The sequence below is a fragment of the Bacilliculturomica massiliensis genome (genome assembly GCF_900605495.1).
GTDB classification, from domain to species: domain Bacteria; phylum Bacillota; class Clostridia; order Peptostreptococcales; family Anaerovoracaceae; genus Bacilliculturomica; species Bacilliculturomica massiliensis.
In genome coordinates, this window is sequence record NZ_LR027603.1 from 232658 (window position 1) to 246709 (window position 14052).

Annotated in this window: 11 protein-coding genes; all 11 read right to left on the reverse strand. The window is 53.9% G+C overall.

Annotated elements, in window-relative coordinates; genetic code table 11:
- Positions 1–7 precede the first annotated feature (7 nt).
- A complete protein-coding gene (locus tag E0E37_RS10735) occupies positions 8–1036 on the reverse strand; it encodes a LacI family DNA-binding transcriptional regulator (RefSeq protein ID WP_130863048.1) in 1029 nt (342 codons plus the stop codon).
- Positions 1037–1301: 265 nt separating this feature from the next.
- Positions 1302–3620, reverse strand: coding sequence for an FtsX-like permease family protein (locus E0E37_RS10740; protein WP_130863049.1), 2319 nt, complete (start codon positions 3618–3620; stop codon positions 1302–1304).
- Positions 3610–4377, reverse strand: a complete 768-nt coding sequence (locus tag E0E37_RS10745) for an ABC transporter ATP-binding protein (protein WP_130863050.1) — start codon at positions 4375–4377, stop codon at positions 3610–3612. Before E0E37_RS10745 ends, E0E37_RS10740 begins: the two co-directional genes overlap by 11 nt.
- 323 nt (positions 4378–4700) lie before the next feature.
- Entirely contained in the window at positions 4701–5627 is a 927-nt protein-coding gene (locus E0E37_RS10750) for a glycyl-radical enzyme activating protein (protein ID WP_130863051.1), read from the reverse strand.
- A 26-nt stretch (positions 5628–5653) separates the two neighbouring features.
- Positions 5654–8086 (reverse strand): glycyl radical protein, encoded by a 2433-nt coding sequence (locus E0E37_RS10755; RefSeq protein WP_130863052.1) that lies wholly within the window; start codon positions 8084–8086, stop codon positions 5654–5656.
- A 66-nt stretch (positions 8087–8152) separates the two neighbouring features.
- The gene (locus tag E0E37_RS10760; protein WP_130863053.1) at positions 8153–8536 is read right to left on the reverse strand and encodes a hypothetical protein; all 384 of its coding nucleotides are present in this window, start codon (positions 8534–8536) and stop codon (positions 8153–8155) included.
- Between the two features lie 79 nt (positions 8537–8615).
- Entirely contained in the window at positions 8616–10010 is a 1395-nt protein-coding gene (locus tag E0E37_RS10765) for a citrate/2-methylcitrate synthase (RefSeq protein ID WP_246019700.1), read from the reverse strand.
- Positions 10011–10057: 47 nt separating this feature from the next.
- Positions 10058–10435 carry a RidA family protein gene (locus E0E37_RS10770; RefSeq protein ID WP_130863054.1) on the reverse strand — a complete coding sequence of 126 codons (378 nt, stop codon included), beginning with the start codon at positions 10433–10435 and terminating at the stop codon, positions 10058–10060.
- A gap of 91 nt (positions 10436–10526) precedes the next feature.
- The gene (locus tag E0E37_RS10775) at positions 10527–12572 is read right to left on the reverse strand and encodes an LTA synthase family protein (RefSeq protein WP_130863055.1); all 2046 of its coding nucleotides are present in this window, start codon (positions 12570–12572) and stop codon (positions 10527–10529) included.
- A 45-nt stretch (positions 12573–12617) separates the two neighbouring features.
- The gene (rsmA, locus tag E0E37_RS10780) at positions 12618–13514 is read right to left on the reverse strand and encodes a 16S rRNA (adenine(1518)-N(6)/adenine(1519)-N(6))-dimethyltransferase RsmA (protein ID WP_130863056.1); all 897 of its coding nucleotides are present in this window, start codon (positions 13512–13514) and stop codon (positions 12618–12620) included.
- Positions 13475–14029 carry a ribonuclease M5 gene (gene rnmV, locus E0E37_RS10785; RefSeq protein WP_130863057.1) on the reverse strand — a complete coding sequence of 185 codons (555 nt, stop codon included), beginning with the start codon at positions 14027–14029 and terminating at the stop codon, positions 13475–13477. The genes rsmA and rnmV overlap by 40 nt, the downstream gene beginning before the upstream one ends.
- Positions 14030–14052 lie beyond the last annotated feature (23 nt).

The following is a 14052-nucleotide window of genomic DNA, read 5'->3' on the forward strand; positions in this document are numbered from 1 at the left end:
TCCTAATCTATCTGGTGGATTGTCTCACAATCAGTTCAGTATCCAATATCAGACTGACGCCGCATTCCGCGGCCCCCGCGCCTTTCTTCTTTCCCTCTCCGCTCTCAATGGCGTCGATCAGGATCTTCGCAGCCTGATATCCCATATCGTAGATAGGCTGTCTCACCGTGGTCAGCGGCGGCGTAGCCGTGCCCGCCAGGTAAATGTCGTCGAAACCCATCACGCCCATATCCTCCGGCACTCTTTTTCCCATCTCCCGGAGCGCTCTCATGGCTCCGATGGCAATCAGGTCGTTTCCGCAGAACACCGCTTCATAGGAAGCTCCCTCATCCCTAAGCTCCTTTACGGCCTCATAGCCCCACTGGCTGCGGTAATCTCCCTTTTTCACCAGAGCCGGATCCCAGTCCAGATTTCCGGCGGCCAGCGCGTCCCGGTAGCCCTCAAGGCGCTCCCTAGCCGTAACCGTTGTCATAGAGCCGGCAATATACGCAATTCTGCGGTAACCCCTCTGAATGAGGTAGCTGACTCCCGAAAACGCCGCCTTTCTGTTGTCCACCAGCACCCTGCCCGCCAGGCTGGACGCTCCGGAATCCCGGTCTATGAGCACGATCGGAACGCGGCATGCGGAAAATTCCATGTCGGCCCGATCAGCCGAGTGCGCAAAAATGATGCCGTCCACGGTCTTTTCCGTCAAAATCTCAATATAGGTATCCTCCCGTATCAGCTTATCGTCCGTGTTGCAGAAAATGACGCTGTAGCCCGCCGTACTGGCCATGTCCTCCGCTCCCCGGGCGATCTCCGGAAAAAAGGGGTTGGTAATATCGGGGATGATCAGTCCAATGATTCTTGTCTTCCGGGTTTTCAGGCTCCGCGCCATCATGTTGGGTACATAGCCCCGTCTCGATGCGATTTCCCGTACCTTTTCCCTGGTGGGATCGCTGATATTTTTGTCCTTCTGATTCATGATCATGGAAACCGTTGCGATGGAAACGCCTGCCTCTTTTGCTATATCCTTAATCGTTACCTGTCGACCCATGATGCCCTCCGCTTATGTTATTCATGATTCGTATGAGGATTGCGGTAAATCCAAAATCGGGTACTGCCGCCCTGAACGCCGGTGCGTGTCCAGACCCAGTTCAGTGTGATAGCTGAAGATAAATTTGAATATTCAGTCAGTTAAACGTTTAACCAAGTTCTTGTACAATTATAATACTACACTTTCATGGGGATTTCAACCACAAAAAACCTCAATGGCTGGCCATCCCATAAGACGCCCAGCCATTGAGGAGTTGAGATCCGGTTTATTTTCCGATCTTTTTCTTCGAAATCACCTCAAGAACCATCCGCCGGCTGCTAAGATAGGTTCCCACAAAATAGGAGCCGTACAAAGCCAGCATGATCCCGCCGGAGAGGTATACGTATTTTAATTGCTCCGCCAGTGAAAGATTTGTTACGGCATTCATGGTGTGAAAGATCATGACCCCGGCATGCAGCAGCGCTAAAAAGAATGGAAGGGCAAAATAAACGACGACCTGTGTCCGCATGGCTTTCAGCATCATACGTTTTTTTGTTCCCAGCTTTTGCAGAAGAAGAAACCGCTGTTGATTGTCCGCTGCCTGAGAAAGCTGCTGCAGAGCCAAAACCGCCCCTGCAGTAATGATAAAGCAGATTCCAAGATACAGACCTACATAGGACAGAAGGATATTTGCCATAGTAACCTCTACAAAGGTATCCTGTCTGGTTGTCCATATCAGGTTGGTATTCATGGAACGTACAGCCTCTACGAATTTTGCATGCCCCCCGTCCTCATCCCTGAAATTGCCGTTCAGCATGGTGCGGTTTGCAGCAAGACCGGACACCACCTTCTGGGGCACGACCACAGTGCCATTGTTCATCAACACATTTTCAATTCCCAGCGTCCGCACATAGACGGCGCCTTCCTTTAAATTCAGCTCATATCCATTGATGCGCAGCGGCTCCTTGTGATTCTCCGCATAATACCCGTAAATATTTCTGTATTCATCCATATTATATGTAATGGCAAACTCGTCCTCCCCAAGGGAAATCTTTTCTTTCTTCTGAAGCTCCATCATTCGATTGTATTCCTCCACTCCAACAATGCCAATGGAAAAATCACCAAAGCCTTTCTCGTTATCCTTCTTTGGATAACCCTCCACTAAAAACGCCCGTTCCTTTAAGCCGTCGGAAAAATATATGGTCAGCTCTCCGTACTCTCCAAAGATATCAGAAAGGGGAAATCCCAGTCTCTGGAGATTTTCTGTCAAAGAACCTTCCCACAGGGCGCTGTTTTCAAACGGTTCACCGCCGCCGGCAGCGCCCCATTGCTGGTCAACGTCCTCCTCCCCATTCTGATTCCAGGAACCATCGTCATCCCAGCCGTCCTGACCGTCCCAGGAACCATCGTCATCCCAGCCGTCCTGACCGTCCCAGGAATCTCCATGATCCCAGCCGTCGTTATACTTTTCCGGATCATTCTGATCCCAGGAATCCGCATAACCCCAAGGATCATTTTCGCCCCCCTGGACCTGATCACTCTCCTGGTAAGTTCTTACCAGCTCAGCATCATAGGGCATAGATTTATCCGTGCCTTTCACACTGGATTCTCCCAGGATCGGTCCCGCCGCCATGGATGCAGTGGACAAAAAAAGCAGAATGCAGATGACTGCCATAGACAGCCCGGAGCTCTTGATCCTGCTGCTAAGCTGCCGCAGTACGAACATGTTCAGTCCCCTGTAATAATAGCCTTTTATGCTTCCAAAAATTTTCAGCAAAATGGTGGAAACGGAAAAAAAGAAAAGTATCGTTCCTGCGGAAATCAAAAGGATTCCAAGAACCAATGCGCTCATCATATTCTGAAGTGGATCATAAAATAGAACGTAATAACCTGCCACCATGATGAAAATGCACAGGAGAAACGATACGATTGATACAATCCCATTGGAATTAATGGCTTCATTCTGTTTTTCTGCTTTCAGCAGTTCAATCAGCTTTAATTTCCGTATTTCTTTCTTGTTGAAAAGATGTACGATGAAAAAAAGCACGAAAAAAAATAAAATGCTGCCTGCAATAGACTCCTGGGAGATGAACAGCTTTGTGTGATTCATGGGCATATCAAGCATTTGTGCGCTGAAGACCATAAGTCCCTGGGACACGAGGATTCCAATGGGTATGCCTGCCGCTAAAGCAAATATGCCGATCAGCAGCGTTTCCAGCATCAAAAGGCCGGAAATATCCCGCTCGCTCATGCCAAGCGTCATGTAAATACCGATCTCTTTTTTGCGCCGCTTTAGCAAAAAACGGTTGGCATAGACGATCAGGAACCCAATAATCACACAGACAAAAACCGATATCACTGCCATAGAAGCAACAGTAAAGGATATAAAGCTCATGGTATCTGCGATCTCCAGAACGGAAAACTGCTTTCCAATGGAATTGAAAGCGTAAAACATCGCCACTCCTAAAGCAAGGGTAAAGAAATAGATCAGGTAATCCCGGGCGCTCTTGCGCACATTCTTGAACGCCATAACGAAAAAGACAGGACCCAGGCTGCTTTTTCTTGACTTTCTGATATCCTGTGACGTTGTTTTCTTAAAGGACATGATCGTTGTCACCTCCCATATCAGATACCACCTTCATGATTTTCTGGAAAAATGCTTTTCTGTCGCTGTCTCCACGGTACAGCTCGTAAAAGATCCTTCCGTCCTGAATGAACAGGATGCGGCCGCAGTGGCTGGCCGTGAATGCATCGTGGGTCACCATTACAATGGTCGCCCCTTTTTGATCGTTCAGGTATTCTAAATTATCCAGCAGCATGAACGCTGACTTGGAATCCAGAGCGCCTGTTGGCTCATCCGCCAAAATCAGCGACGGTTCTGTTACAATGGCCCTTGCGCAAGCTACGCGCTGCTTTTGTCCGCCCGAAATCTCATACGGATATTTTTTAAGGATTTGGGTAATACCCAGCTCATTGGCGATCTCGTTCACCTTTTTGGAGATCAGTCTCGGTTTTTCTCCAAGGATAGATAGAGCCAATGCAATGTTATCCTTACAATTTAAGGTATCCAACAGATTGAAATCCTGAAAAATAAAGCCTAACTGCTCTCTCCGAAAGGCAGAGAGCTGATTCTCGCTGATCGTGGTAATATCCTTTCCGGCAATGTAAATATTGCCGGAGGTCACCTGATCAATGGTGGCAATGCAGTTCAAAAGGGTGCTCTTTCCACTGCCGGACGCCCCCATGATGCCCACATACTCCCCGCGGCAAACATCAAAACTGATTCCGTTCAATGCATTTGTGATATGACCCTTAGTGACGTATTGTTTTACTAAATCTTTTGCAATCAGTACTTTTTCCATGTTTCTTCTCCTTTTTCCTGCCGCCGCGTAATGCACCTTCTTTTTTAATAAATAAATCAAGTCAGCTTTTAATATATCTTTTTTGTAGTAATTTCCCGTCTTTTTTCCGCACTCCTACAGGAGACGGGAAGCGCACGCACGAAAAAGAACTGCCTGCGGTGACAGTTCTTTTTCTTTTAAGGAGTGTGCTATTATATGAAAAAGCATCTATTCATCAACACCGGTGCTGCCGATGGAGTTGTCGTTCACACCTTTTCCATGTATAAGAGTCTATACCCCTTTTATGATGATTTCTTGAAGGTATTTTGTAGTTTTCGTATATTCTACCGGTAGCGGACCACCCGGATCCCCTGTCCCCGGAAGAACTCCTCCGCCTGCTCCATAGACCGGCCGGAGGGAATGGAAAAGAAATGATCGCCTCCGATCCGCAGCGCTTCGTACTTTTCCTCCCCGTAAGCGTGATACGGAAGGAGCTCCAGCTCCGCCCCGGGGGTGTATTCCAGAATAAAGGACGCGGCTGCTCTGAGGTTTTCAGCGGTGAGATTCACCTCCGGGACCGCCGGTATGCGCAGCGTCACAGGTATGCCCGTTTCGTAGACGCGGCGGCAGTTTTCCAGGATCAATTCGTTTCCCTGCCCCGTCATCCGCCGATGGATCTGCGTATCCATGTGCTTCAGATCGAAAAAAATATGATCCAGCCGCAGCAGGATGTCCCGCACATTCTCAAAGGGAAAAAAACCGCACGTCTCAAGCCACATGCTGATGCCTCTGTCGCAGAAGGCCTCCGTCAGCTCCCGCAGAAATCCCTCCTGCACGGTGGCTTCGCCGCCGGAAAACGTCACCCCTCCCCCTGAGGGCCCGAAAAAGATGCTGTCCCGTTCCACCTTTTTCACGATCTCCTCCGCTGTCATGGCTGTTCCCAGCACGCGGAGCGCGCCCTGAGGGCAGCGTTCGGCGCAGAGACCGCAGGCTGTGCAGCCGGGATCCTGTCCGCCGCAAGTCCCGGCCCCTGGCTGTTCCCGCCCGCCGTCCCGGGGCAGTCCTCTCAGAAGTCCCCGGGGACATACGGAAGCGCAGAGACCGCAGCCAACGCATTTGCCGGCGAAAAAAGCCAGTTTCGGCTCCATCGTCCAGCTCTCCGGGTTGGCGCACCATCTGCAGCGCAGCGGACAGCCGGAAAAAAATATGACAGTCCGTATCCCGTCCCCGTCGTGGACGGAAAAATCCTGGACCTGAATGATATTTCCCATGGATATGCCTCCCGCTCTGCCATACCTCAATACGCCTTGTGGGCCGTCCTGGCAATGATGGCCTCCTGCATCTCCGGCGACAGATTGACAAACTGCGTGCTGTAGCCCGCTACCCGCACCAGCAGATCCCGGTAATCCTCCGGATGGGCCTGAGCCCGGCGCAGCACTTCGGTGGAGATCGTGTTGAACTGCACGTGAAACGCGCCCAGGGAGAAATACGTCCGGATCATGGCCCCCAGGTTGCTGCGTCCCCTGGGCGTATTGACCAGACTTTCATCCAGCCGCAGATTCAGAAGCGTCCCGCCTGAGTGAACGTCCTGATTCAATTTGGCCGCGGAGCGCATGGCCGACAGCGGACTGCGCACATCGCTTCCCGCGTAGGGCGACACGCCCTCAGTCAGCGGCGTTCCGGCCTTTCTGCCGCAGGGGGTAGCTCCGATGACGCGCCCCGTGGGGATGTAGTTTGAGATCCCCATAAACGCCGAATTGAACGGCGATCCGAAGATATCCTTATAGCTGTGCACCGTGCGGTAATAGAAATTGGCGATCTCCACCGCGATGCCGTCCACATAATCATCGTCGTTTCCGTATTTGGGGACCTGAAGCGCCAGACGTCTCAGTTCCTCATAGCCTTCCCAGTCGGCGGCCATAGCCCGGTCCAGTTCCTCAAGAGTGGCGACCCTGTCCTCGAAGACCAGTTTCCGGATGACCGCCAGTCCGTTGGCTGAGAGAGCCAGGCCGATGCCAGTGAGAACGGGACCGATATTATAATGAGCGCCGCCCCTGGACAGATCCAGACCCTTTTCCATACAATCCTCCACGCAGAGCGACAAATAGGGACGGGGCACGATCTGCGCGTGCAGCCGCTGGGCGGTGAGCGTGGAGATCACGGAATGCCGCACCAGATCCGCCAGCTGTTTCAGATAAGCCTGCTTTACTTCCTCAAAACTGCCGTACTCCGCCGGCGGGACCGCCGGCAGCCCCATGGTCTCCCCTGTCATGCGGCTCTTTCCCCGATTTAGAGCATACTCCAGAGCCGCGGCGAAGTTCACGTTTACCGCTGAGGTCCACTGCCCGGTCTTTCGGAAATGGGGCACCACGCAGCCGCAGTTGTTCCAGTCTCTGGCGTCCTCCGGTTCGTAGCCGGCTCCCAGAAGCATCTGCGTGCCGGCGGCGTCCCCATGGATGGCGGGAAAACCGGTGCCCTTGCTCACCAGATCGCACACGGCCGCCAGAAAGTCCGGGGGACAATCCGCGTGGATGCGCACGGACAGCCCGGGCTGGTGGGTCCTTACGCTGTCCGTCGCCCGCAGGCACAGATAGCTCAGTTCATTGACGGCGTCCAGACCGTCTCTGGTCTTTCCGCCCACCGTCAGGTTCTGAAACTGATTGTAGCCTGCAAAGAACCCCGCCGTGTTGGACGAGATGGTCCATACCCACTCGGAAAATTTGATCCAGAGAGCCTCCACCAGTTCCTGGGCCCGCTCCTCCGTAATGACTCCCTTTTCCAGATCCGCCTTATAATACGGGTACATATACTGGTCGAACCGTCCCGGATTCAGGGCCAGGGGATTCTCCGATATGATCCCGCCCAGCTGGGTAAACCATACGAACTGCACGGCCTCATGGAAGCTTGAAGGGGGATTTTCCGGCACGGTCTCACAGACCCGGGCGATCTCCAGAAGCTCTTTCCGCCGTTCCTCCAGAGCCGGACCGCCGCCGTAGATTCTGCGCTCCTCACCGGCGGTCCCGGCGCCGCAGCCGGCCTCCAGCTCCTCCGCCAGCCGCCGGGCCGCCTGCCCACAGCGCCGGGCATATGTAATGATGGCGTCCGCGGCCAGGATCTCAGAGCGGTAAAACTCGCTTTTATCCAGGTCCGACGGAAGGGAGAGATCCAACGCGGCAAGACGCTCCTCCGCCTCTCTCTTCAATCCCCCGAAGCCCTTGACAAACAGCACGTCCTGGTAATCCGGCGTGATCTCCCCCACCGCCTGCCGCCACTTGGAATCATTGTCTATGATCCCCGTATCCACAGCGATGCGAGCCGTCTGGGGCGGCAGCTGCGTCAGGAAGTGCTCCTCCAGCGACTGGCCCTTCCAATAGGGGAAGATCTCTTCCCGCACCTGTCTTCTCTGCTCCTCTGTCATCTGATAGGGATCCTGCGGACGTTTGTCGAAGGTATCCATTTCCCTGTCCACCCACTGCCAGGAATACTCAGGCGTCAAGATGGCCGTGCGGCGAAATTTTCCCGCCGTGCCCACGATCAGTTCCTCGGGAAAGATACGGATGTCAAACTGGCTGCAAAAATCGTGAAAAGCCTGCGCCCTGCGGACAGCCACGGCCTGCCCTTCCGTTTTTTTGTGTGATTCTGTAAAAATACGGGCCCGCTCGATGCAGATCGAGGGTTTTGTATTGATATAATTCTGCCTCAGATGTTCTATTCTCTCCGTAATGCTCATTGGAAACCTCCCTGACGCCATAATGCGTTCATTTATGCCCCTGCTCTCCCTTCCACCGTACCGCCGCTACCGGAAGGCCAGCGCCGTAAAGACCCCGGTCAGCGTCCAGGACAGATAGGTGAACTGGGACAGGTATTTGACGATCCAGCCGATCAGCGGCAGCGACGGCACCAGCCAGAACAGCAGCTGAGTCACGCCGATGATGACAAAGATCAGAATAGGAAACAGACAGAGAAACTTGTTTTTCGGCTTCGTAAACCGGGACGTGACCATGCTTCCCAGCGTCACGCCGATGATAAAATATACGATGTACATGGCGATAGACGCGAGAAACTTCAGATTTCCCGAGGCCGCCGCGTAGATGTTGATCTGTATGGCTAGCCAGGAGCCCGCCACCATCAAGAGAACGATGAGCAGAGTCCTGAGGATAAATTTCATGGTATTGGACATTGGTTCCTCCATTTTGCAAAAAACCGGAACGGTCAGGCCTGCGCCCGTCCTGCTCCGGTTTCCGTTTATCGTAACTGTTTTACTGCTGTTCCCCGCGCTGATCCAGGGGTACGTATTCCGTCCTGGGGCACACGTTCATATATGCGGGGCGGATGATCTTGCCCACGTTGATCAGCTCTTCGATCCGGTGCGCGCTCCATCCGGAAATACGGGCGATGGCGAAGATCGGCGTATAGAGCTCCAGCGGCAGGTCCAGCATGCTGTACACAAATCCGCTGTAAAAGTCGATATTCGCGCTGACGCCCTTGTAGATCTTGCGTTCGTCCGCGATGACCTCCTTGGCGATACGCTCCACCTTGGAATAAAGCTCGAACTCGTCCATGCGGTTCTTTTCCCTGGCCAGGCTCTCCACAAACTGACGGAAGATATTGGCCCTGGGATCGGAAACGGAGTAGATCGCGTGACCCATGCCGTAGATCAGACCTGCGCGGTCGAAGGCCTCTTTGTGCAGCAGCGCCCGCAGATACGCCTCGATCTGTCTCTCGTCCGTCCAGTCCGGAAGCACTTTTTTCATGTCGTTGAACATCTGCACCACCTTGATGTTGGCGCCTCCGTGCTTCGGCCCCTTCAGAGACCCCAGCGACGCGGCGATGGTGGAGTATGTGTCGGTTCCGGAGGAAGAAATGACGTGAGTCGTGAAGGTGGAGTTGTTTCCTCCGCCGTGCTCCGCGTGCAGCACCAGAGCGATATCCAGAATACGCGCTTCCAGCTCCGTATAGTTGGAGTCGGGACGCAGCAGGTGAAGAATGTTTTCCGCCGTGGAAAGTTCCGGCTTCGGCGTGTGGATGAACAGACTGTCGCCCTCAAAGTAGTGTCTGTAGGTCTGATACCCGTATACAGAGAGTACCGGGAACAGCGACGTCAGCAGCATGCACTGCCGGAGCACGTTGGGTATGGATATATCGTTGGCCTTGGAGTCATAAGCGTAAAGGGTCAGCACGCTTCTGGCCAGCGTATTCATCATATCAGAGCTGGGCGCTTTCATGATGATATCCCGCACAAAGCTGGTGGGCAGCGTCCGGTAATTGGACAGCATCACCCGGAAATCGGCCAGCTGCTTCTTCGAGGGCAGGCTGCCGAAAATCAGAAGATACGTGACCTCCTCAAAGCCGAAACGCTTTTCCCTCACAAACCCCCTCACGATATCGTCGATGCTGATCCCGCGGTAAAACAGACGGCCCTCACAGGGCACTTTCTTCCCATCCACTATCTTGGCGGCCTCGATCTCCGAGATCTCCGTGAGACCGGTGAGAACGCCGTTTCCGTTCAGATCGCGCAGTCCCCTGTTTACCTTGTGCTTCTGAAACAACTCCTCGTCGATCCGGTCTCTGCTCCGGCACAGATCGGCCAGCTCGATCAGCTCCGGCGTGATCTGAGCATAGGATTCATCCAATGTGTCAAATGCCTTGTACAATTCCGTCCCCCCTTTGCCCGCGGCCTGCCCGCCTGTGCGGCAGCCGCCTAAACCTCCGCAATAACTTCGATCTCAACGAGCGCATCCTTGGGCAGACGGGCAACCTCCACCGCGGAGCGGGAGGGATATGCGCCTTCCTTAAAGAAAGAACCGTACACTTCGTTCATCGCTGCAAAATCGTTCATATCCTTCAGGAATACCGTGGTCTTTACCACCTTGTCCATGCTGCTTCCCGCAGCTTCCAGGATGGCTTTCGCGTTGGTCAGAGACTGTCTGGTCTGCGCTTCGATCCCCTCGGGGAATTTGCCGGTAGCCGGATCCAGCGGGATCTGTCCGGACGCAAAGATCAGTCCGCCCACGATGTTTCCCTGAGCATAAGGGCCGATAGCGGCAGGTGCGTTAGTCGTCGCAATAGGTTTTTTCATTTTCATTTCCTCCTTGATATCATATAGCTTAATTTAACATGTATAGATGCGGGGATGATCCCCCTCATTATCAGCAGCGGCCCTTCTGTGCCTATTCCGTAACGGAAAGCACGGCCTTGTTCTTCTCCACCTGACTGATCTTCAGCTTTGACAGGTCGGAAATATCCGTCCCGTCAGGCACTCTCAGGGTGGAGGAATCGAGAAATACCGTATTCAGGATCTCTCCGTCGATGGTGATCTTGCTGTAGGGTGTGAAGTTCTGTCCTTTCACGTAGGTGTGACCGTCCAGTTCAAAGGCTCCCGTCACTTTAATATCCAGAATTCCCATCTTCATATCGGTAGGTTTATAGGGGGACACGCCGCCGTATACGTATTCTTTGCCGTACAGCATATCGTACTGCAGCGCCTGCAGGTTGGACAGATAGTCCGGTTTTCCCTGCTGGGTCTCGTGGAACTTGGTGAGGATGCCCTCCTCGATGCCAAGCCGGCCCATGAGCGTGGCGCTGAGCTGGTACGCCCGCAGATCCGTGTCTACCTTTCGCATGCGGAAATTGCTCCAGATCACATACTCCGTCTGATAAATATCGCCGCATACCACATCGCTGTTTTCCAGTCCAAGACTGGGCAGATGATCGCCGTAGAAGACCACCACCGTGTCCTCGTCGAAATTTTCCAGCGTGTCTGTGAGCTCGCCCACAAACTCATCCATCTCATTGATCTGATTCACGTAATATTCCCATGCGTACTCCTGACTTTTCGTCTCAATGCCGCCCACGGTGATCTTGGGCACACTGTAGACCTTTTTCGTCGGATATTTGCCGTGTCCCTGAACGGAGATGGTGAACACCAGGTCCTTCTGATCTTTCGTGGAATTCAGAGCCAGCATGATCTCCTCCGTGAGCACGTCGTCCTTCGCCCACTTTCTGGGGTTCATCTTGGCGTGCACCATGTACTCCAGCGAAGTAAACGTATCGTAGCCCAGGTTCTTGTAGACCTGATTTCTCCCGTAGAACACGCCTCTGTGATTGTGCACCGCGTGGGTGCCGTAACCCAGATTTTTCAGATTGTAGGCCACGCTCTCCACCGTGTGGTCCGTCAGCACCGTCTTGAAGGGATACTCACCCGGCCCGAAGAAACGGGACCGCATGCCGGTCATCACCTCAAACTCCGTGTTGGCCGTACCCGCGCCGATCACCGGCACCGCCAGATACCCGCTGCTGTAGTTTTCCTTCAGCCTGCGGAAGTTGGGCACCGGGTCCTCCGAACACTCCAGCCAGGGCACCGTCTCGGGATCGAAGAAGGACTCCAGCTGCACGAAGACGATATTGGGCGTCCGCTTCTGCGGAGAGAGCAGACCGCCCACGTTGGCGTCCGTGCTCTGCCGGATATCCGTGGTGATCCTCTTCATCATTTCCTCTGAGTAGCCTGTGGGCTGACGCACTCCTGTATTCAGCCAGGTGTTGATAAAGCAGTATGGAAAACCGTAGTCCTTGTACGCGTAGCCCAGATTGCCGAACACGGTAGAAAGCCAGTTCTGGCTCAGACCGTACTGAGTGGCTCCTGTCAGCGCCAGCGCGATGATAACTACGGAGATCACGCTCTTTTTAAAACTGTATTTTTTACACTTCGGCCCGAAGGCAAAGATCAGGACCAGCGCGATGATCAGCGCCACCACGCCCACGCCGATCAGGGCGATCTGGCTGTTGGACAGATAGTTGGGCAGAACGCCCAGACCCGTCTCAAGCAGCGTCAGGTCCGCCGTGGTGAAAGGCGTCGTCCGAAAGGACAAAATAACGCCGTTGGCCGTTCCAAGGATCAGCCAGACAGCCGAAATGATAAAGTAGACAAACAGCCGCCGCTTAAACAGCAGTCCCACGGAAAGCGTAGCCAGCAGGATCAGCCCGTCGTACAGAAAGATCTGCGGCGAATCCGCGATAAAATCCAGGCATCCTGAGATTCCGCCCCGGTTCAGGGACTCGATGATCACGTCAAGGACCAAGGCCAGCCAGATGATATTTACCACCGGATAATTCAGATATTTATTGTAAAAGCCGGTCACCGGCGAGAGAGGCGCAGCCATTTTGCCCCATGCTTTCGCAAGGGGTTTTCCCACCTGATTTCTGAAAAACTCTTTCATTTATGTTTTTTCCTCCGTTTAACCTCCGCGACCTTTCGGTCCTCCTCAATTCCCCTCTGCAGAAACCCCGCTCCGGCCTGCGATCGCATTTGCCAGATCGGCGAATTCCTGTATGGACAATGTCTCCGCTCTCCGCCGCGGATCGATCCCGGCCTGTTTAAGCGCTTCCCCTATTTCCTCCTTCGTCCTGCCCATGACTCCTGTCAGGGAATTCAAAAGAGTTTTTCTGCGCTGGCCGAAACCTCCCCTGACCGTGGCGAAAAATGCTTCCTCACTGATGAGCTCCACCGGTTTTTCTTTCCTCAGATCCAGACGGATCACCGCCGAATCCACCTTGGGCTGCGGCACGAATACCTCTTTCGGCACCTTTGCCACCAGGCTCACCGTGCAGTAATACTGCACCGCCACCGAGAGCGCGCCGTAGATCTTTGTGCCCGGTCCCGCCAGAATGCGGTCGGCCACCTCCTTCTGGAGCATGATGGTGAGGCTGTCCGCCTTCACGCCGTCCTCCAGTATCTTCATGATGATCGGAGTGGTGATGTAATACGGCAGATTGCCGATGATCTTCACCCCGGTCCTCTCGGCTCCGTTGATCTTCTCATAGTTTCCGATCACCTCCGTGAGATCCGTTTTCAGGATATCCCGGTTGATGATCTCCACATTGTCGTATTCTTTCAGTGTCTCCGCCAGCACCGGGATCAGATTGCGGTCGATCTCCACCGCCACTACCTGTCCCGCCGCAGCGGCGGCCGCCGCCGTCAGTACGCCGATACCCGGCCCGATCTCGATGATCAGGTCCGTGGGTCCCGCGGCAGCGCTTTCCACGATTTTATCAACAATATTGCCGTCTGTCAAAAAGTTTTGTCCCAGGCTCTTGGTCAGACGAAAGTTGTGACGGTCTTTTATCTGTCTGATCGTAGCCGGTGAATACAGCTTGTCCATGCGGTCTCAAATTCCTCTCTGGTTATTCCGTAATGATTCAGCCGGGCCAGAAACGTCTTTCCGTTGGCATATCCGATGCCCAGCGCGGCCCCCATGGCCGCCCGCCTCTCCGAAGCGCAGGGATGGCCCGTAAGACCGTATTCCTGCATGTCGTCCGCGGTGAACTCCCGCCGCGCCTCCTCCGCCGTACAGCGGGCTTTTTCCAGAGCGGCGCGGATATCCTCCGGCGAGGCGTTCTCAATGCCGATATCGCCGTCCTTTTCCGCTTCCCGTCTGGTGAGGTACGCGTGCTTCGCCTCCGGACAGATCCCGGAGATCCTCTTTCGTATCTGCTCCCCCGCAAAATCCGGATCGGTAAAAACGATGATTCCCTTCTCCTCATATGCTTTGCGGATCAGCTCTATGGTACTCTTTCTGATTCCATATCCGTGAGTGGCGATCGTTGCCGCGTCCACCGCCCGGCGGACCGCGCTCTCATCGTCTCTGCCCTCCACGACGATCACTTCTTTTATCATATGCAGCGCTTCCATGTTCTTAT